The following is a 20,455-nucleotide window of genomic DNA, read 5'->3' as shown; positions in this document are numbered from 1 at the left end:
GATGTTGGAATGGAAAAACTGTTAAACGTCAAACAGGCGGCTGCATTGCTCAATGTCTCTGAAATGACGATCAGAAGGTGGACTAATGCCGGCCTGCTTGCCTGCTTTCGCATTGGGAAAAAGCGGGAAAGAAGATTCAAGTCATCGGATATCCAACAATTTATTGAAGGAAGAACGGGTTCCCAACAGGCAGAATGGCCAATTTCCGGCACTCCTGGCCATCGTGTGAGGTTAGGATTTGGCGATCTCGATGTTCCGGACGGCAGCCACGTGGCTCATTTCTATGCTGATCTCTCGGAAGCCCTTGGTATCCAGGCTTTTTATGTGCGGCAGGGAATCGAAAACCGAGAAACTGTTTTGGTGATATCACCCCGAAGCCGGAAAGAAAAGCTGTTCTCGGCAATGGAGCAGGATGGCCTGGATATCCGGAATCTGATCCGTCAAAACAAACTGATCCCGAGCAATGGTAAAAAGACTCCCGAGCAGATGACGGAATATGCCGTCCAGGCAGCTGCCTCGGCGCCTTGCAGTTTCCGGCTTATCGGAGACATGTCATGGACTGCGGACCAAAAATGGACCGCTGGTGAACTCAGGACTCTTGAAGAAAGCACCAACGCCAGACTTGGTCCCGGCCATTTGTTTTTGTGCCAGTATGATCTCAGGAAGTTTTATGGTACGGAAATTATGATGGCCCTGGAAACCCACTCCCATGCCATTCACAAGGGAAAACTGAAAAAATCGTTCAAGACCGATTGGTGAGTACTATAGGAATTTTATCATTGGCATACCGTCTTCTGACTTGCCGTGAATTTTCATCTTTTGACCCAAAATCACCGCGCCTTGTATTTCGAATTTTTATTGTTGTTTATGAAGGACTTATTCAATAACAGTGGATATTGTTTCTGAATTACGTTTTCTCAATTCTTATGTGGTAAATCATGACGCAGGAGCAGCAGATTAACCCCGATGAAATAACGATAAAGGCGGTAAGGTTGAGAGAGTTGCAGGGTTTCGCAGGCCGACTCGCCAATGACTCCTCCACTGGTCAGCTTACCCCTATTTCGCAGGCACGAGTTCGTTCGCAAATCCATAATCCCTGCGGTGATGGTGATGATGTAGCTCTGGTCACGGCCTTCTGTGGCGGCCGCTGTGTCGGCTACCTTGGCTTGCTGCCCGGCTTATGCAGCGTCGATGGTCGCGTTTTCAGGGTATTCTGGGGGACAACTTTCCTGGTCTCTCCGGAAATGCGTGGCCGGGGAGTCGGCAAGTTATTGGTTGCCGCCATGCAAGGTCTTGGAATTGACTTTATCGGCACCCGCATGACCGAAAACGCCAAACGGCTCTACTGCCGAATGGGAATGGAACCTCTGGGAACTCTGAGCTACCGCCAGTTGCGGGCGGATAAACTGAAACGGTTGCTTCCCGGGGGAGGCGAGATCCGCAAAGGAAAAGAAGAACATGACCCCGCGACCATGAACGAGGTGGTGAGCCTGTCTCTCTATCGGCTGGTGAAAAAAATGTTCTACAGCAGGATACTGCGTTCGTTTCGTCATGAGGCCGCAGCGTTTGCTGCCAGGGAGGTGGAACAGATCGCGGAATTTCCCGGGTACACAAGTATCGAAGTCACCGGGCCGGGTTTTTACCGGTCTGTTGAGGTGATTAACTGGATGCTGACCTATCCATGGGTGTTTTCACGGGACAAAGCCATCGAGAAGAGCGAGTATTACTTCTCCACCAGGCGCGACCTGTTCACCTATAAGGCCTTTCATATAGAAAGTGAAAACGACCCCTCGCTCTTAGGTTTTGTCGTCGTCTCGATTCTCACCCATAAGGGAAGAACTGTCGTCAAGGTTCTTGATCATGCTTTTCGGGACCCGGACGTCGGGTTTATGACCATGGTTGTCGCCTTGCGCTGTGCCAGGCGGTATCTCGCCGACCGTATCGAATACGATGTTGATCTTGGCCGATATCTCCCCGGCTGGCTTGATAAAAAGCGCTTCATCAAGAAGCAGGAGAGATTGTACCTCTTTCATCCCCGAGACGAAAATAGTCCTCTTTCGGAATATCGGGGGAGATTCCATCTCCGTTACGGCGACGGCGACACCGGGTTTGCCTAAAAAATCTGCCGGGGTTTTCCATCGAGCAAGGTCAATTTTGGCCGAAGCTTAGATGAGGGAATCGATATCGGTCCGTCCCTGGATTTCGGGGTAGGGGCCGGGGCGGGCGCTATAGAAATATTTCAAGCCGAAGGTTTTCAGGATGTCGATGAGAGTTTGGTTATGTTCACCAAAGGGAAAGCAGTAGGTCTCGGGAACGAACCCCAGATGGCTTTCGAACCACTGCAGTGCATTTTCGGTGTCGTATCTGATGAAATCCAGCCAGTCGCTTTTGGAGCGTCTGACAAATTTGCCATTACGATAATAATAGCCTTGAAAGGCTAATTTAGAGCGGATGCTGAAGTCCAGGTCTTCGGGAATTGTAGGATATCCGAGATGTGCCATCTTCCATTGACTCAACGGTTTCCGTTTTTGGGAATGGGTGCGGGTCAGAATAATATCGTGGAAATGGCTGTGAACACCGATGTGCACACCTTCTGTCTGCGCGAGTTCCTGCAGTTCCTCGATCCGCATGAAGTCTTCGTAATTGTCTTCAATGAGCGCCCGATACATGTATTTTTTCGACTTTTTGTAGGGGATGTATTCGCCTTCGAACATTTTTCTTGCCGGTCCGGGACGGATAAACGCGGAAGATATAAAATAGAGCAATTCATGTTCCTGCCTGCGTAACAGCGGAAAGTAGTAATATTGAGAAAAAAGTCCGTCGTCAAAATTGAGACGATATTTATTGAGAGGGAGAGCGAAGTACTCCTTTCGAATACAGTGAATAGTCAGAATATTCTCGGCATTTTTCGAGAGTGTCATGGCTGTGCAGATCTTTTTTTAAATAAGAATCATCTCTCCGAAGACTTCACTTCCTGCAGAACCACTGCAGCCAGATGATCAAGGTCTTCATCCGTTACTGAAGGGAGAAAACGCTTACGGTAGAGTTCATCGTGAATGATGCTGACGATTTTTACCAAGGGAGTAGCGATGAGAACTCCCAAAACGCCAAAAGCTATCACGCATAAAAGCATGGAAAAAATTACCGCTAAGGGGTGAACTCTCATACCTCGTGACATTATCAGAGGGAGGATAACGTTATTCTCCAGAAATTGAATCACAATATACGCGAGCAAAACCCATAATGGAGTCATTCCCCCTTCGCCAATAGCGAGCAGAAGTGCAGGAATGGCACTGAAGATAGGTCCAAGATAAGGTATTGCTTCCAAAAGGCCCGCTGTCATTCCGAGTACCAACGCATCAGTGAAACCGAAAATCGGCCACATGAACAGAAAAACCAATGTACCGATTGTTATCATTCCAAGAGAGGTCGCTCCTACCCAGACGGGAATGAATTTTGCTACCCTCTGCATTATTATTACGGTTTGGTCTTGATGATTCTCGGGTACAATCGAGAGTATGGCCGCAAATATTGGGCGGGGATTCATTAGCGTAAATATCACACCGAAAAATACTGTTACCAGCACAATCAATATTTCCAAACCATTGACGGCTAATGCGGTAAAACTGCCGATGGCGCCCTGAAACATCTCACTCATATCTGGGCGAGGAGAGTCAGCTTGCTCTGGAGGAGGTTCGGTGGGAGGTTCTTGTTTGGCTTCCAGGCCATCAGCCACTGATTGATCTTGAGCGATTTCAGTTCTCACTTCTTCCTCGATCTTTTTCTCAAAAATCTCAGTCTTCTGTTCCAACTTTATCAACGGCTTTTGTAAGCGCTCCCAGTAGCTTGGCCAGGAATAATACAACTTTTCTGCTGAGGTCTTCATGGGACCGAACAAAGCCAACCCTATCGATGCAATGCCGATGATCAATCCCAGAGTGATCAAAAACGTCGGTATTTTTCTCCCACCTGTCAATTTTCTCATCTTGAGGATTAGTGGATTGACGGCCAGAGAGATCAGGAGGATAAGAAAAAATGATAAGATTAAGGGAGAAAGAAGCAAATAACTTTGAATAAATGCGAGTAGTGCAGCTCCTAGAAATATATAAGCTGAGATTAATCCTGGTTTAGCAATAGAATTAGGATTTTTAGACATCTGTCCCTCATTATAATACCCCCGACAAGGTCATGGGTGGGCATGCCTCATTGCAGGATGATAGAAAAAATTCGCTTTTTATATTACTTTAACAGTGAAATGAGAGTTTTCAATGTAGCTTTCAGGTATTTTCGGAGATCCAGATAAAAAAGATCTCTGTTGGAGGTGTGCCAACTATCGCAAGAATTTCAAGGAGCCTTAGCCCACAACACATGCCACTCATCCTGGGAATCAGAAAAAACTGGGCGGAGATCAGGCTGTGGGCGAGGCCTTCCAGGCTTCTCTGCTCATTTTTCCAAGAAAAATTTTTGTGCAGATCAGCACGTTCCGCGGAGTGTCGCCAGCCTGTATCCGCAAGAGCCCTTCTCTAATGATGATTTTTTTAAGCAGTTCCCTTCCATTGGACTCATTGTAGTAAATATCAGAGTCGAGAATGTCGATCAGGATCTGGGGCTCAACCTGGTCAATGATCAACTGCATTCCAAGGTTAAGAAAAGGGTCTGAGATGTCGGCCAGCTCGCTTTCAAGGGCGAGCAGGCCAGATTTTGTCGATAATTCAGATATTTGCTTAAGTCTCAGGACAAGAGGCACCAGAGTCTCCTGGTCATCTCTGCTGCAGGCTGCCTTTGCCGCCAAAGCCAAATCACGTAGCATGTCTGTTCCTTCAATAGAGGTTGTTCATTATGGTATAATTCAGGCGATAGTAATTGAAGATCATGCAATTGCCAAACAAAACTGAAAAAGGAGAACATTATAGGGTCGGACTTGCCCGGATTTTTTATGGGCTTGCCAGGCTCGCCCAAAGGGTGAAACAGCTCTTTTTTGCTTGTGGTTACACTTCGTATTTGAAAAATATTCCGTTCCTACATTATGAAAGTCGAACCAGCCCCCGGAGGAACCACCGGTGGTTAACCGGCAGGAAGAGCTTTTTGGGAGAAAAGAAGTTGATGGTTTGCTCAGTAGATTGATCTTAACTCCGGCATGGCGTGCTTTGTCGCGGCACCAGTTATTGCTTAGGCGCTGATCACCAACTCAGCAGCAGCCAGGTATAAACGGCAAGAAGAACGGCAACCCACATGACCATGTTGCCGGTGGGGCGCATCCGGGCGACACGACCTCCGGGATAGTGGAGTTGAGTCAAGTAGGAAAAAAAGTTGTTCATATGATTAAGGGTTGTGGTGCGCACAGCCTTATCTGCTCTCCATAACCAACTGAAGCCGGCGGAAATGATGCGGGGAAAGAGGCGTCGATAGATCCATTCAGCATCGAGATTAGTCGAATGTAGTTCCGGAGGATAAAGGCCGTTGAGGTTAAGCCAGACAAAAGCCAGCGCAGAGAAAAAGAGAAGCTGAGTCTGTGCCAGAATATGGGTTGCATCATAAGGATTATATCCTGTTTCAAAGGGCAACAGGCTGTAGAGCATATCCGGATAAATGCCGATGGCCAGACACAGAAATGCGGAAATCGACATGGCGAACAGCATGTTTTTCGGAGGTTCAGTAGTGCGAATGCCGGAATCATGGGCGAAAAATGCAAAATAGGGAATTTTGATACCGGCATGATGGAAAACACCCGCGGAGGCAAAAAGCAGCATCAGCCATACCCAGTGGTATCCTTCATGGAGGGCAGCTGACATGACCATGGACTTGCTGACGAAACCGCTGAACAGCGGGAAAGCGGAGATGGAGGCGGCACCGATGATACAGAGTATCGCCGTTTTCGGCATGCTCTTGTACAGTCCTCCAAGATCGGAGCCATTCATGCGGCCGGTCATATGCAGCACCGCTCCCATGGACATGAACAGCAGTCCCTTGAAAATGATATCGTTGAAGGCGTGCGAAACTGCGCCATTCAAGGCAAGGGCAGTTCCGATCCCGATTCCGGTGATCATAAAGCCTATCTGGTTGATCATGCTGTAGGCCAGAACCCGTCGCAGATCATTCTCTATTACTGCAAAAAATATGGGAAAGCAGGTCATCGTCGCACCGATATAGACCAGCAGCTCGGTACCCGGATAGCTGCGGGCCAGGGCATAAACCGCAACTTTGGTGGTGAAAGCGCTGAGAAAGACGGCGCCTGTCGGCGTCGCTTCCGGATAGGCATCGGTCAGCCAGTTATGAAGAAGCGGAAAGCAGGCTTTGATTCCGAAAGCAAAGAAGATAAGCCAGCCGGCAATACCGTCGAGTCCGATATATTCGAAGGTAAGGGTGCCATTCTGGGAGCCATATATCAGAAGTCCCGCCATCAGAAGAAGGCCGGAAAAAACCTGGATCAGTAAATAACGTATTCCGGCCTGATAGGAGCGTTCCGTTCGTCTTGCCCAGATAAGAAAAACGGAAGAAAGAGCCAGAAATTCCCAGAACACGAAAAGGGTGAGCAGATCGCCGGCAAAAACGGCGCCGATGGCACTGCCAGCATAGAAGAGTGCTGATACCTGCTGCAAGGTGTCTTTGACATGCAGGGAATAGACGACCCCGATAAAGGCGGCAATATGAAAGATATAACCGAATAGAAGGCTTAACCTGTCTACCCTGTAGGGCATCAGCTCATAGTTGAGAAAGTGCAGGGAAACCGTGACCCCTTGGGGCACATTCCAGAGATGAAGCCCACTGAGCACGATGATGCCGAGAAGCAGGAATCCTCTCAGGTATCCCTTGGTGAAAAGAGCCAGTACGGCACCGATGAAAAAGGGCAGAAAGGCTGGAATATCGCTAGGCCACATGATTTTCTCCTTTCTCTTCCCTTTCCTCTTCCTTTAGGTCGAGCTCCTTCTGGTCATAATAATCTTCGTTTCGCATCAGAAAGGTTCGCATCCATTTGGCAACAAGCACCAGAACGACGCAGCCGATAAAGCCGTATACCGCATAAAAGCCCAACAGTCCTTCCCAGCGGTGGGAGGTATGGCGATGAATGATAAAATCAAGGATAAACAGAACAATACAGCATGCGTACAAAAGGTACAAAACGATCTTGACGTTCTTCGGCTTGTCGAAAAAATGTTGAGTATGCTTCGCCATATATGTTTCCTGTACTTAAAGAATTGCCAGTGCTAATTGATAGAGGGGTTGTGTAAAGAAGAACAAACCAATACAACCAAGCGCGGTAATACTCAGGGCTATCAGTGAGGGCAGGGGCGCTTCCTTGTACGTCATGTCCTCCTGCGCTGAATCACTGTTGAAGAAGGCGCGCAGGGGAATGGGGAGAAGATAGGCAATATTGAGCAGCGTACTGATCATCAATACTGCCATGATTATCCATTTTCCGCTATCAAATGCGCCGGTCAGCAGAAACCATTTGCCCCAGGTTCCTCCGGCCGGAGGCAGGCCGATAATACTCAGGCTGCCGATGAAAAAGGCAGTCATGGTGATCGGCATTTGTCGCCCCAGACCTCTCATCTGGCTGATTTCGGTCTTATGTGCGGCAAGCATGATGGCGCCGGCGCAGAAAAACAGGGTGATTTTGCCGAAAGCATGCATGGCGATATGCATTGCTCCGCCGACCACACCCATACTGGTCGCCAACAAGGCTCCAACGGTGATATAACCAAGTTGACTGACAGTGGAATAGGCCAGCCGGGCTTTTAAATTATCCTGACGCATGGCAACGACAGATGCCAGCAAAACTGTGGCGGCCGCAAGATAGAGCATGATATCGGTGCTAGGCAGCTGCTGCAGCAGGTCGAGGCCGAAAATATAGACGCATACCTTGAGCACGGTGAATACACCCGCCTTGACTACGGCTACGGCATGAAGCAGGGCACTGACGGGAGTCGGTGCAACCATGGCGGCGGGCAGCCAGCGATGAAAAGGCATGATGGCGGCCTTACCGATCCCGAAGATAAAGAGTACCAGCAAGGTTCCGGTTACCAGATGCGGGGTTTCGGCCGAGAATACGCCTCCTCTGGTAAAATCCAGTGTTCCCGCGGTATGCCAGGTGCCGATAACGGCCATCAGCAGAAACAGGATTGAAGTGGTCAGCAGCACGCCGAGATAGACCCGGCCGCCCTGTTTTGCTTTCCGGGTCCCTGCATGGGTTACCAACGGATATGTGGAAAGGGTCAGGACTTCATAAAAAATAAAGAGAGTAAAAAGGTTTCCCGCAAAGGAGATGCCCATTGTCGATGATATGGCAATGGCAAAGCAGGCATAAAACCTGGTCTGATTCTCTTCATGATGATCGCGCATATAGCCGATGGCATAGACGGTGGTTACCAGCCAGAGGTAACCGGCAACCAGGGAAAAGAGCATGCCGAGCGGCTCAATTTCAAAATAAAGGGCAAGACCGGGGAAGATATCCGGGCTGGTCAGGGAAATAGAGGCTCCGTTTTTCACCAGGACGTAAAGGCTGCTCACCAGATATATCAGAATTACGCTTGCGGCTATGGTCACCCCTTCACGCAGATTGGGATATCGACCGGCGGCCAGGATACCGAAAACGGCTAATGCCGGTACCAGCATGGTCAACAGTAATATCATTTCCGGCGACAACTGCATCACTGATTCACTCCAAACAGGCTTTGTGCTGCCAACTTGCTCACACCTACCGTCAGGCGGGTGTCAACGCCAAAGTACAGATTTGCCAGAACCAGCGTCCATATGGGGATAAGCTGACTCAGGGGTGCCTCCTTGATGTCGTCTATAATAATCCGGGGTTTGGAAAAATACACCCATTCGACTATGCGCCAGACGTAGATAACAGCCAGCAGGGAGCTGAGGAGTACAAGTACGGCAACGGGCCACCAGCCTCTCTCCAGCAGGGCGACCACCAGATACCATTTGCTGACGAAACCGACGGTTAACGGCAGTCCTATAAGGCTCAGCCCGCCGGTTACGATGGCAGCCATGGTCCAGGGCATTTTTCTTCCCAGTCCGGCAAAATGATTCAACTGTGAGCTGCCGATGCGATAGACGACCGCTCCTATGGCCAGAAAAAGCGCACTCTTCATCAGGGCGTGATTGAAAAGATGCAGCAGGGTAGCAGTGAGCCCAAGAGAAGTGCCGATAGCCAGACCTAAAATCATGTAGCCGATCTGGGCCACGCTGGAATACGCAAAAAGACGTTTGATGTTAAGCTGATAGATGGCGGAGACAGAGGCCGCAAAAATACCTGTCAGCCCAAGGACCAGAAATATATCGTTGAGCGGCAGTGATTTGGAGACAAATTCGATACTGAAAACATCGAATACGTAACGGATCAGGACATAGACGGCAACCTTGGTGGAGGTCGCCGCAAGAAAAGCGGTGGCCACAGAAGGTGCATAGGCATAGGCGTTGGGCAGCCAGAGATGCAGTGGGAACAACGCCAGTTTAAGACAGACGCCGACGATGAAAAACCCAAAGGCCGTCAATACGGTTTTCGATTCATAAACCGAGGGCAGTCGTTGCGACAGATCGCTCATATTGAGCGTTCCGGTCATCATATACATCAGACCGACACCGATGATGATGAAAGTGGCGCCGATGGTGCCCATGACAAGGTATTGGTAGGATGCCGTCAGGGCTCGGCGATCACCGCCCAGGGCAATCAGGGTGTATGAAGAGAGGGCGGAAATTTCCAGAAATACAAAAACGTTGAATGCATCGTTTGTTGCCAGGATCCCCAGGAGTCCGGTGAGGCAGAGCAGGTAAGCGGTATAGAAAAAGACATGCCTGTTTTCAGGCAGCTCGTCCCTGATACTGGTCTGGGCGGCAACAAGAACAACAGTACTTATGCCGGAAACCAGCAGAAGGAGGTAGCTGTTAAGCTGATCGATGCGATATTCGATTCCCCATGGTGCCGGCCAGCCGCCAAGTTCATAAATTATGGTGCCGTGCAGGAGTACCTGCTGAAGCAGACCGCAACTGATAAGAAATGCAACGCTGCTGACCAGAATAGCAAAAAGGCTGACCAGACGCGGGATTCGGATAAAAAGACAGAGCGGTGCACCTAATAGAGGGACGATAACCTGAAGTATGGGATATTGGGCAATCACTCGTCTATTTCCTTTTTCCGTCTATGAATTTGCGTCTGGGACCATACGCTTCCAGGTGACATTCCAGCTCATCGCTGGCGTCCTGAGCGTGAATCTCATCTTCCTCTATCGAGCCGTATGCTTCTTTGATCCTGATGACCAGCGACAGGCCCAGCGCAGTAGTGGCAATACCGACAACAATGGCGGTAAGGATGAGAACATGAGGAAGAGGGTTGGAGTAAAGCTCCCACTTTTCGTCGTATATGGGAGCTGTGCCGCCGGTGACTTTGCCCATACTGATGTAGAGAAAAAACACCGCTGTCTGGAAGATGGATAAGCCAATCAGTTTTTTCACGAGGTTCTCATGGGCGATTACGATGTAAAATCCAATCATCATCAGCGCCACGACGATCCAATAGTTGTAGAGCCCGAGAATATTCATGATATGTATTTATGCTTAACGGTTCGCCAGGTAAACTTGAAGAAGAGGGTGATCATTACCGAAGCCACGGTAATGCCGACACCCAGTTCCACGAGTAATATGCCGAGATGTTGACCATGGACCGGATCATGCCTGAGAACGTCATAGTCAAGAAAATTTCCGCCAAGCAGCATGCAGGCTACCCCGACACCGGCATATACTAGTACGCCTGAGGCTGTAAGAAGCACAAGTACCTGACGTTTGAAAATTCGCTGGGCGTTGCTCAAACCAAAAAGCATGGTGTAGAGAATTACTCCTGCGGCAAAAATGACTCCGGCCTGGAAGCCGCCGCCCGGTCCGTAATCGCCATGGAACTGGACATAAAGCGCGAACAGCAGAATAAGAGGCAGCATCATCTTGGCGACGACGCGCAGGATAATCTGCTGCTGCATATCAGCAGGCACCTTTTTTTTCGATTGTTGCTTGGTCTCGCGCGAGACCAGCAGCAGGGACATTACACCGATCGCTGCGGTGAAAACCACTACTGTCTCTCCCAGCGTATCAAAGCCTCGATAACTGGCTAAGACGGAGGTCACCATGTTGGGTACGCCAACCTCCGTCATTGATTCTTCCATATAACGTGGAGCTACATGTTTGTGAACAGGCGCATCAGCTGAACCGAAATGCGGCATATCAAAAGTTCCATAGACCAGCAGTCCTCCGGTAACAATGACAATTCCCAGAGCAAGTGTAGGTTTATACCTTTTCTTTTTCTGGTGTCTGCCGACAAGTTTGAGGGAGGCAAGCATCAGCAGTGTTGAAATACCGGCCCCAACGGAAGCCTCGGTGAAGGCAACGTCAACTGCATCGAGGTCAAGAAAAAGACTGGCGGAAAGAAGACTGTAGATACCGGCGAGCATGACCACGGCAAAAAGATCATGCAGCCGCACTATCGCCAGCGCCGTACATACCAGAAAAGTCAAAATGACTATGTCGATTAGAGTTGTGATGGCTTTTCTCCTGATTGTTTATCGCCGACATTCAATAAGTCCGGCTTCATACCGCTTTGCAACGCCGCTTTGGCCATGGCGTGACTGGCTGTTGTACCCGCCAGAAGAGAAAACAGAAGGATGATTATCAGTTTGGCGAGAACCAGTGTCCAGCCGGCCTGCAGCATCAGACCTATTAAAATCAAGCTGGCCCCCAGCGTATCCGTGATGCTTGCCGCATGAATCCGGGTAAAGAAGTCCGGAAAACGCAACAGGCCGGCTGCCCCGGTTATACAGAAGAAACTTCCGCTGACTAAAAATATCCAACTGAAGGTATCGAGGATGATTTCCACTACAACTCCTCCTCCGATTTTACACCCGCATATTCAAAAAATCTCAATACTGCAATAATTCCTATGAAATTTATCAAGGCGTAAACTATTGCAATATCAAGGAATTCAGGTCTGCCTCCGATGAATCCGAGAACGGCGATCAGCAAAACGGTTTTGGTCCCGAAGTTGTTGACCGCCAGAATCCGGTCATACAGTGTCGGCCCCACAAATGCGCGGATCAGGGCCATGGCCATGACAATAAGAAGTGCGATACCGGCAACGGCAAACATTATCCCTCCACCCTGCAAACCCGGCGGTCCATTTCACCTTCCAGCAAACTTGCTGCCGTTTCCCTGGTTAAGGCGTGGACTGTAATCTGGTCACCCTGCAGATCGATACTCACTGTTCCGGGAGTAAGTGTTATTGAATTGGCATAGATAACTTTGCCAAGATCGGTTTTCTGATGGGCTGTAACGGTAACGACGTTAGGGCTGATGGAATCGACCCCCAGCCAGACACTACGGGCTACGGCGATATTGGAAACTACGACTTCCTTGATCAGCCAAAGGTAATAGAAAGGAATGGTAAAGGTCAGGTTCAGCGGCTGGGATTCGCCATCGACGACATCCATAAGGTGACACAGAGTCACAACAAACAGCACGGACACCACCATGAAAAAGAGCAGAAGCGGGGTGTAATGGCCGGAATTGATCAGCCAGAAACCGCTGAGCATTGCCGATAATGCGAGTACATGCAGCATCAATTACCCCCTTGAAAGTTTAAGTGAGTCGTTTCGGAAGATGGCCGTGATAGAATTATTCCTCTTACTTCCATCACTTATTGTCTTAATGTGCACAGACCTACTTTTCATACCATTTCTAATTATGTTGTGTCAAGAATAACTGGAATTGATAAAGGGGTTTATTAGTAGACCTTTTGCGGCAGGATCAAAAATAGTTTTTAATAGCTGATACATTTTAATCCAGCACTTCAGCCTCTTTGCACAGCCTATGCCATATCTGTTTATATAGATTATGTTATTGTTATCAGTTATATGGATGACTTGGTTTGTAGTTCTCTCTTCTGTAACAAAATGTATCGCAGCTCTAAAACGTATCAAAGAGTATGTGTTTGTATCGGCGTAATTGCCGTTGACGTTCCAAGAGGCGCCAGTCAATAGATTCCCCTCAGGTGGGGCAAAGATTTTTTCCGACCAGGCAGAAGTTTTTTTTGCCGGAAATACAGCATGAAAAAATTTGCATCGCCAACTTTTTTATTTGATATTTCAACAATTATTTGTTTTTAAATAAACAAAAGAGGTCATTGAGAGATTGGTTTTTCTATAAAAATGGTGTTTACCGCATAAAATGAAAACTTGATGGCGTCGTAAAAAGCCCGATCTCCGGCGTTGCAGGTTTTTGGCAGGCCTTCGACATACTACCTGTATAGTCGAAGAACTGCCAAAAGCACTGCGCCTTGTATATCGACTTTTTATCTAGCCATCTGAGAGCTTAGATTATCAAAGTTTGACCTTACCGGAAAACATGGAGAAGGTATAAAATGAGTAATATAAAGGTATTGGTGGTTGATGACGAGAAGGACTTCGCTGAATCCCTGGTGCAGAGACTATGCAGGCGAGGATTTGAAGGCAGGGCGGCAGCCGGTGCAGAAGAAGCAATGGCCAATCTTGATGACGGCTGGATACCCGATGTGGCCATACTCGACTTGTTGATGCCTGAATACGACGGCCTGGAAACAATGGGGATGATCAAGTCACATTCGCCTTCCGTACAGTGTCTTATACTCACCGGCCATCCTACAGCCGGAAGCAGCATAGAAGGGATGAATAAAGGATTGTTTGATTACCTGATGAAGCCTGTCTCCCTGGATATTCTTATAGAAAAAATAGAGGCTGCTTGCGGTAAATAACCATTTGGTTGAGGGACAATATAATGGTTGCTGATTTTATCTTTCTTCCCCGGCCAGTTTGCCGGGTTCGGCTACCCGTTGTTTCAATGCATCCGTGATGCGCTCCAGCGGTTCTTCGCCCTTGCCCTCCCTTTGCAGTTTTTTGGAGGAGATCGGTTCGCCGAAATACACGACCACCTTTTTCGGCCGGATCAGCAGGCTGCCCGGCGGCATGGCTGTTCGTGTTCCGGCGATATAGACGGGCACAACCAGACAGGGATGTTTGGCTAATATCATACCCAGGCCGGGAAGGAAGGCGCCGAGCCGGCCGGTGCGGGAGCGGGCGCCCTCTGGGAACCAGATCAGGCTGCGGTTTCGTCTCAGTACCTCTGAGCCATAGGCCAGACCGATACCAGGCCTGCGCACCGGATCCACCGGGAAGGCGAAGGCCAGACGGGCAAAAAAGGCATTGAAACCATTGGCGAACGCCGGGTCCTTCAATCCGGCAAACTGGCGGCGCAGCACGTTGTAGGGAATCAGAGCCGTCAGGGCAAGGGGATCCAGGAAGCTTACATGGTTTGGAGTAAATACCACCTGTCTGTCTGTGGGAATGTTGCCGGTACCTTCAGCGGCAGCGCGGAACCAGACCAGAGAGAAAAGCCGGACAAACGCGTGAGCCAGACGGGCCGCGGCGCGCTGTCCCCCTGGAAATTTCCGTCAGCCAGCGTTCACTCTCCTTATCCAGGTATTTCTCAGGGTCCTCCACCGGATCGGCATGTCCCCTGGTTTCTTCTTTCCCCGATTGACTTCCTTGAGCAGATCGCGAACGCTGTGGATTCCGGAGATTGTTTCTTCGTCGAGCTCCAAATAAGCGGCAGTCTCCCGGAGGTTCCACCACCTTGTCATGCCACTGCACCAGCCGATGGGTGTTGGTGAATGATCCGTTCTTCTCCCCGGGCAGGGCGGCCGGCAGCAGGAGCGTCTCGGTCTTTATCTCCTTCGCTTTCAATAGACCGGTTTTTGCCTCCGGAGATTTATACCAGTAGGAAGCCGTTTCCTTGTCAAAAGTCTCGCGTATGGCCATCCACTTCAGGTTCGGCAGCGCCTCCCTGATCATTCCGCTGTTATGCCCGCCGACCACAGGATTCTGGTTCATCAGCAGCAAGCCTCTGATGGTCCCGTCCCTGATCGCCATGGTCATGGGCAGCTGGGAATGATCCCCCATGATCTTGGGCATATGCTCATAGCACCAGGACCGTTCAGCCGTCGCATGATCTCCATATCAGGCGCGCAGCAGAGAGACGAGCGTATGTTCAGGAAAAAATAATTCCGATCTGGTTGAAAGAATAGCTAAAAGCAGGGGGCGCTGGAAACATCGCTCACAGCGAGCCTCTCAATGTCTTGTTGAATAGGACGAATCCTATTAATCAGGACCCCGCGGCTGAGGAGGAATCTCCTCAGTGCCGATGATTTTTACATTTCCGACCGCTCCTGCTGAACCACGCAAAGGGCATCTTCCGGAGCAGGGCGCGATTTTTTTCCTCCTGAAGCCGCAGCAATGATCTTCATCTGATTTGGTATGGATATTGCTTGCCTACTCTTTCAGGAGGTGCAGCAGAATATCAGGTAATTTTCAAGAAACCCTCTTCTGACAAGAAGGCACCTGGTGTCCCTTTCATTGGGTCAGGCGTAATTCGACAAAATGCGGCGCTGGTCATTGTCGCGTTCCGATATTTAACTGGAAAAGTCAACAACACCTTGATTTCATATACGTTCATGATATTGAACGCAGCAAAAAGGGAGTTACCAATGAATTTCAGCCTCTTTTATCAATTACTGGAGTCCCATTCGAATCACGGCAATGCTCATTTCCTTCAGGGCGTGGTGAGTGAACTACAGGAGCTTGGTCATCGGGTGCGGGTATTCGAACCGGACCATGGCTGGAATAGAAAAAGCCTGCTCAAGGAACATGGGACTGATGCCTTGGAGCAGTTCAGGGAAAAAGACCAGAATCAGGTGAGGGTCGTGTATAACCGCCAGACCCTTGATCTGGAAAAGGTTGCGGCCGAATCGGATGTGATCATCGTTCAATCGAACGAACCCTGGCTGGTCAACGGCTTTGGGGTATTGCACAACAGACTGATGAGAGGTGCCGGCCCGAAAAACTCCTTCAAGCTGCTTTTTCATGACAGCCATCATCGTTCCGTCAGCGACCCCGCCTGGCTTAACCGTTTCAGGCTTGATTTTTACGATGGCATACTAGTCTTCGGCAAGATGCTCCGCAATGTCTACCGGAAACATGGTTGGAGCAAATATGTCTGGATCTGGCATGAAGCCGCCGATATACGCCGCTTTTTTCCACGCTATCCGAGTACGGAGTATCCGTTCGGCGATCTGGTCTGGATCGGTAACTGGGGCGACGTCGAGCGTACCGGAGAGTTAAATCAGTTTTTGTTCCACCCTGTTCAGGCGCTTGGCCTGAAATGTCATATCTACGGTAGGCATTACCCCAGGGAAATTCTGGGCCTGCTCAAACGCCAAAATATAGAGTATTGCGGCAGGCTCCCAAATTTTCATATTCCCAAGGTGTTTGCCAATCATGCCGTCAGCATCCAGGTGCCGCGACGCATTTATGCCGGCACATGGTCCGGCATTCCTGCCATTCGCCCCTTCGAGGCGCTGGCCTGCGGCATTCCGTTGATTACGTCTCCCTGGCAGGATAATGAAGGCTTATTTGAGTCCGGAAAAGATTTTCTGGTGGCTCGTGACGGTGATGAAATGCGGCAACATCTGCGTACGATTCTTAATGATCCCGGGTTTGCTCTTCAGCTGGCCGCTCATGGTCTGGCCACCATTAGGGAGCACCATACCTGCTCTCATCGAGTTACCCAGCTGCTGCAGATAGTTGCCGCGCAAGACATCAGCGGTTCTGATCTGCAAGAGTCTGCCCTCTGCACGGATACTTTGACTACCGCGGAATAAGGAGATCAAATCAAGCCATAGGTAAATGGCTCAGCAGAGATCATGTTTTCAATTGCGCACCCTGGTTGAGCTAACCATCAATCGCGACTATGGCTGGGGAAATTGGAGTATTGAAGAGATACACTTTTTCTGTTCCGGGATGATTATCAAAACGTCGAACACCGCTCGCCGGTGATCCGCCAAGCCAGCGGGCTCAATACATGTAAACAGAGCTTAATTATGACGCTATCGACGGGCAGGCGATTATTGGTTATTTTGTCTACGGTCCTGTGCAGATCATTTTTCCCTGTACGGCATGTGCATGCCGCCAGAGAATCCATGCTCTATCCCGCCGGGCCGGCAGCCGAACGCATTGCCGGCCTGTGGTGGGAGATGCTGGTGGTGTACGGCATCGTTTTTCTTTTCACCATGATGCTGGTGGTGCTGGCTCTGCTGGCTCGCCGGCGCGAGCATCCGGTTCTTGGTTCCCGCTTCGTCTTTATTTCAGGAATAGGCATACCCTTCATAATTCTCATTGTCATGCTCGTTTCGGCAATTCGGGCGACGGTGGAGCTTGGGAAAATACCCGCCGATTTTCAGATAAAAATAGTGAGTCACCACTGGTGGTTTGCAGTCTTTTATCCCGATTACGGCATTGTCGACGCCAATGAAATCCACATTCCGACAGGCAGAGTGGTCAGCATGGAACTGCTGTCGAAAGGGGCTGTGCACAGCTTCTGGGTGCCGAGACTGGCAGGCAAGAAGGATATGATTCCGGACCATCCCATTGAACTGCGGCTCTCGGCCGATGATCCCGGCGTGTACCGCGGCACCTGCACCGAATACTGCGCCGGTCCCCACGCCCTCATGGCCTTTCGTCTGGTGGCTCATGACGCTGATGAGTTTGAGCAGTGGCTCCGCCGTCACCGTGAGCCACTGCCTCCACCGACAGATCCGCAGCTGCGCCGGGGACGCCGGGTCTTCCAGGAAGAGGGATGCGCCGCCTGCCATGCCATAGCGGGAGTGTCGCAAAGTGATACCGGCCCCGATCTGACATGGGTGGGTTCGCGAAGAACACTGGGTGCCGGAACGGTTCCCAACAACAAGGGGAACATGTCGGGGTGGATAGCCGATCCGCAATCGATCAAACCCCGTAATTTGATGCCGCCCTCCTATCTGTCCCCCGCAGATCTGCACGGGGTGGTGGAGTATCTTCGGAGCCTGAAATGAATCCCGTTGACCAGGCAACTGAGCAGCGCTTTACCGAGATCTGGCGATCCCCCACCGGTCCGGCAGGATGGCCGAAAGTCGTCAACAATCGCCCTCTGGGAAAGAGGTATATGATTACGGCGCTGAGCTTCTTCTTTGCCGGCATGATCATGGCGCTTCTCATGCGAACCCAGCTTATCGTGCCGGAGAATACTTTTCTCGGCCCTGATGGCTATAATCAGATTTTCACCATGCATGGTTCAACCATGCTTTTTTTGTTTGCCGTGCCCTTCATCGAGGGGTTGGGGCTCTATTTCGTGCCGCTGCTGATCGGTGCCCGGGACATCGGTTTTCCCCGGCTTACCAGCTTTGGCTACTGGCTCTATCTCTTTGGCGGACTCACCATGTATGCCAGTTTCCTGTTCGGAGAGGTGCCGGATGCCGGCTGGACCGCCTATACGCCGCTTTCCGGCTCCAAATTCTCAGGGGTGGGGCTAGATTTCTGGCTGCTGGGGCTCAGCCTGGTAGAAATAGCCGGGATCAGCGCCGCCGTGGAGATTGTCGTCACTATTCTCAAATTCCGGGCCCCCGGCATGGCCATTCAGCATATGCCGCTGTTCATCTGGAGCTATCTGGTGGTCGGCGTCATGATCATCTTCGCCTTCACGCCTTTGCTCCTGGCCAGCCTGATGCTGGAGATGGATCGATCTTTAGGGTTTCGCTTTTTTAATGTCGAACTCGGCGGCAGCTCATTGCTCTGGCAGCATCTGTTCTGGTTTTTCGGTCATCCCGAGGTCTACATCATCTTTCTACCGGCAACCGGACTCATTTCCACCATCATCCCGGTGTTCGCCCGCCGCCGCATAGTGGCATATCCACTGGTGGTCGCGGCCGTCATCATCATAGGCTTCGTCAGCTTCGGGCTCTGGACGCACCATATGTTTACCGCCGGATTGCCGGATCTGCCGATGCTGTTCTTTACGGCCGCCAGTTTCATGATAGCGCTGGCCTCAGGGGTGCAGATATTCGCCTGGGTTGCTACTCTGTGGGGAAGTAGGCCCATATACAGCGTGCCCATGCTTTTTATCCTGGGCTTCTTCTTTATCTTTGTCAACGGTGGCTTGACGGGTGTCATGGTGGCCACCATGCCCTTTGACTGGCAGGTGCATGACACCAATTTCGTGGTGGCTCACTTCCATCATGTACTGATCGGCGGCGCGGTCTTCCCCTTCATGGGGGGACTGTATCACTGGCTGCCCAAGATCAGCGGCCGCATGTACGGCAGAATCTGGGGAGGAACCGGCTGCGGCCTGATGTTTCTGGGCTTCAACCTGACCTTTTTACCGATGTACGTCATAGGGCTTTTGGGAATGCGCCGGCGGGTATATACCTATCCGGAAGAACTCGGAGTCGGCACCCTCAATTTCCTTTCCACTACAGGCTCTTATGTGCTGGGGCTCGGCTTTACCGTCGCTCTGCTGGGCCTGATCTGGAGCAGCTGGCGGGGGCGGTCTGCGGTCGCCGACCCCTGGGGCGGAGGGACCTTGGAATGGTCCCTTTCCTCACCGCCCCCTGTTTACGGGTTCCGCCGGCCGCCGGTGGTGCGGGACCGGTATCCGTTATGGAACCCGGCCGGACCGGAACATCCCCGGAAGGAGCTCAGCAGTGTGGCTGATGCTCTGGACTGCCGACCCACCGGATGGCGGGCGACCCTGCTCACCGATGTCACCAATGCCCGCCCTCAGGCCCTGCAGTATCTTCCTGGACCGACATATCTTCCCTTCATAGTCTCTGTTACCATTCTCGGGGCGGCGGTAGCTTTTCTGGCCAAGAACTTCCTGGTAGCCGGTATTTTTGCACTTTTCAGTATTGGCCTGGTCGGCAGGTGGATGTGTTCCGAACCGAAACTTCCTCCCGGGGAAGCCCGGGAACTGGCGGCCCGTCTCGATCTTCCTCTGCTCTCCAGTGGACCTCGGGCGACGGGATGGTGGGGTACAATCGGGATGATCGCCATTTTTGCGACAATTCTGGGGATGCTGATATTTTCCTACTTTTACCTGTGGCTCTACTCAGAGCAATGGCCGCAGGGAGGATTGCCCTTGCCCAAGGCTCTTCCCGGGCTCATTCCCTTTGCTGTTCTGGCGGCGGGCGGAATCCTGCAGATTGTTGGTTCATGGGCGTGGCGGAGCAGGCGCAGGGGAATAGTGTATCTGGGTGTGGGAAGCGCCGTCATTTCCGGTCTGGTCTTTGTTGCAGGAGAGATACTGTTCCTGACCGCTACACCATTTGTTCCGACCACCAACGCCTACGCCTCGATCTTCTTCACCCTCAACGGATTTGCGGTGCTCACGGTCTCCGCCGGAACGGCCATGCTGGCGGGTTGTCTGATCCGTCTTCGACGCTCGGAACCCTTTGCTGCTCCGAGGCTGCAGCTCTGGCTGCAGAACAGCGAAATGTTCTGGTTTTTCGGTGTGGTCGTCAGCGTGCTGGTTTATCTGGTCAATTACATCTCACTTTACATTTTTTGAG

Annotated in this window: 20 protein-coding genes; 6 read left to right on the top strand and 14 right to left on the bottom strand. The window is 50.8% G+C overall.

The genetic code is table 11. The annotated features are described in order from the left end of the window. Window positions 1-9 precede the first annotated feature (9 nt). Together JWG88_RS17760 and JWG88_RS17755 are read left to right on the top strand one after the other, a co-directional pair. Window positions 10-759 carry an MEDS domain-containing protein gene (locus JWG88_RS17760; RefSeq protein WP_205235138.1) on the top strand — a complete coding sequence of 250 codons (750 nt, stop codon included), beginning with the start codon at window positions 10-12 and terminating at the stop codon, window positions 757-759. Between the two features lie 179 nt (window positions 760-938). Then, window positions 939-2,117: a GNAT family N-acetyltransferase gene (locus JWG88_RS17755; protein ID WP_205235137.1), complete on the top strand. Its 1,179-nt coding sequence runs from the start codon at window positions 939-941 to the stop codon at window positions 2,115-2,117. Between the two features lie 48 nt (window positions 2,118-2,165). On the opposite strand, the gene JWG88_RS17750 is transcribed toward JWG88_RS17755, so the two are convergent. The 12 genes from JWG88_RS17750 to JWG88_RS17695 form a co-directional block, all read right to left on the bottom strand. Beyond that, the gene (locus tag JWG88_RS17750; RefSeq protein ID WP_205235136.1) at window positions 2,166-2,921 is read right to left on the bottom strand and encodes a polysaccharide deacetylase family protein; all 756 of its coding nucleotides are present in this window, start codon (window positions 2,919-2,921) and stop codon (window positions 2,166-2,168) included. Window positions 2,922-2,950: 29 nt separating this feature from the next. Then, the gene (locus tag JWG88_RS17745; RefSeq protein ID WP_205235135.1) at window positions 2,951-4,156 is read right to left on the bottom strand and encodes an AI-2E family transporter; all 1,206 of its coding nucleotides are present in this window, start codon (window positions 4,154-4,156) and stop codon (window positions 2,951-2,953) included. A 252-nt stretch (window positions 4,157-4,408) separates the two neighbouring features. Then, complete coding sequence (locus tag JWG88_RS17740) at window positions 4,409-4,810, bottom strand: MotA/TolQ/ExbB proton channel family protein (RefSeq protein ID WP_205235134.1); 402 nt, start codon at window positions 4,808-4,810, stop codon at window positions 4,409-4,411. 370 nt (window positions 4,811-5,180) lie between these two features. Then, on the bottom strand, window positions 5,181-6,878 hold the full coding sequence (locus JWG88_RS17735) for a Na(+)/H(+) antiporter subunit D (RefSeq protein WP_205235133.1): 1,698 nt from the start codon (window positions 6,876-6,878) through the stop codon (window positions 5,181-5,183). Next, the gene (locus tag JWG88_RS17730; RefSeq protein WP_205235132.1) at window positions 6,868-7,173 is read right to left on the bottom strand and encodes a hypothetical protein; all 306 of its coding nucleotides are present in this window, start codon (window positions 7,171-7,173) and stop codon (window positions 6,868-6,870) included. The genes JWG88_RS17735 and JWG88_RS17730 overlap by 11 nt, the downstream gene beginning before the upstream one ends. 15 nt (window positions 7,174-7,188) lie before the next feature. After that, entirely contained in the window at window positions 7,189-8,649 is a 1,461-nt protein-coding gene (locus JWG88_RS17725) for a monovalent cation/H+ antiporter subunit D family protein (protein ID WP_240194598.1), read from the bottom strand. Then, window positions 8,649-10,127 (bottom strand): monovalent cation/H+ antiporter subunit D family protein, encoded by a 1,479-nt coding sequence (locus tag JWG88_RS17720; protein ID WP_205235131.1) that lies wholly within the window; start codon window positions 10,125-10,127, stop codon window positions 8,649-8,651. Before JWG88_RS17720 ends, JWG88_RS17725 begins: the two co-directional genes overlap by 1 nt. 4 nt (window positions 10,128-10,131) lie before the next feature. Beyond that, complete coding sequence (locus tag JWG88_RS17715) at window positions 10,132-10,548, bottom strand: cation:proton antiporter subunit C (protein WP_205235130.1); 417 nt, start codon at window positions 10,546-10,548, stop codon at window positions 10,132-10,134. Continuing rightward, complete coding sequence (locus tag JWG88_RS17710; protein WP_353740697.1) at window positions 10,545-11,501, bottom strand: Na(+)/H(+) antiporter subunit B; 957 nt, start codon at window positions 11,499-11,501, stop codon at window positions 10,545-10,547. The genes JWG88_RS17715 and JWG88_RS17710 overlap by 4 nt, the downstream gene beginning before the upstream one ends. 23 nt (window positions 11,502-11,524) lie before the next feature. Then, the gene (gene mnhG, locus JWG88_RS17705) at window positions 11,525-11,869 is read right to left on the bottom strand and encodes a monovalent cation/H(+) antiporter subunit G (protein WP_205235128.1); all 345 of its coding nucleotides are present in this window, start codon (window positions 11,867-11,869) and stop codon (window positions 11,525-11,527) included. Then, complete coding sequence (locus JWG88_RS17700; RefSeq protein WP_205235127.1) at window positions 11,869-12,138, bottom strand: MrpF/PhaF family protein; 270 nt, start codon at window positions 12,136-12,138, stop codon at window positions 11,869-11,871. Before JWG88_RS17700 ends, mnhG begins: the two co-directional genes overlap by 1 nt. Next, window positions 12,138-12,608, bottom strand: coding sequence for a Na+/H+ antiporter subunit E (locus JWG88_RS17695; protein ID WP_205235126.1), 471 nt, complete (start codon window positions 12,606-12,608; stop codon window positions 12,138-12,140). Before JWG88_RS17695 ends, JWG88_RS17700 begins: the two co-directional genes overlap by 1 nt. A gap of 800 nt (window positions 12,609-13,408) precedes the next feature. Between JWG88_RS17695 and JWG88_RS17690 the strand changes: the two genes are divergently transcribed. After that, on the top strand, window positions 13,409-13,777 hold the full coding sequence (locus JWG88_RS17690) for a response regulator (protein ID WP_205235125.1): 369 nt from the start codon (window positions 13,409-13,411) through the stop codon (window positions 13,775-13,777). Between the two features lie 36 nt (window positions 13,778-13,813). Here the strand turns inward: JWG88_RS17690 and JWG88_RS17685 are convergent, their stop codons facing one another. After that, window positions 13,814-14,407 carry a lysophospholipid acyltransferase family protein gene (locus tag JWG88_RS17685; protein ID WP_306793125.1) on the bottom strand — a complete coding sequence of 198 codons (594 nt, stop codon included), beginning with the start codon at window positions 14,405-14,407 and terminating at the stop codon, window positions 13,814-13,816. After that, a complete protein-coding gene (locus JWG88_RS17680) occupies window positions 14,382-14,993 on the bottom strand; it encodes a hypothetical protein (RefSeq protein ID WP_205235123.1) in 612 nt (203 codons plus the stop codon). Before JWG88_RS17680 ends, JWG88_RS17685 begins: the two co-directional genes overlap by 26 nt. Before the next feature lie 572 nt (window positions 14,994-15,565). Here JWG88_RS17680 and JWG88_RS17675 point away from each other — a divergent pair. The 3 genes from JWG88_RS17675 (at window position 15,566) to JWG88_RS17665 (ending at window position 20,454) form a co-directional block, all read left to right on the top strand. After that, window positions 15,566-16,738: a CgeB family protein gene (locus tag JWG88_RS17675; protein WP_205235122.1), complete on the top strand. Its 1,173-nt coding sequence runs from the start codon at window positions 15,566-15,568 to the stop codon at window positions 16,736-16,738. A gap of 219 nt (window positions 16,739-16,957) precedes the next feature. Continuing rightward, the gene (locus JWG88_RS17670) at window positions 16,958-17,947 is read left to right on the top strand and encodes a cytochrome c oxidase subunit II (protein WP_205235121.1); all 990 of its coding nucleotides are present in this window, start codon (window positions 16,958-16,960) and stop codon (window positions 17,945-17,947) included. Further along, window positions 17,944-20,454: a cbb3-type cytochrome c oxidase subunit I gene (locus JWG88_RS17665; RefSeq protein ID WP_205235120.1), complete on the top strand. Its 2,511-nt coding sequence runs from the start codon at window positions 17,944-17,946 to the stop codon at window positions 20,452-20,454. Before JWG88_RS17670 ends, JWG88_RS17665 begins: the two co-directional genes overlap by 4 nt. Window position 20,455 lies beyond the last annotated feature (1 nt).

The organism is Desulfopila inferna, from assembly GCF_016919005.1.
Classification (GTDB): Bacteria; Desulfobacterota; Desulfobulbia; order Desulfobulbales; family Desulfocapsaceae; genus Desulfopila_A; species Desulfopila_A inferna.
This window is presented reverse-complemented; position numbering and strand designations above follow the sequence as displayed.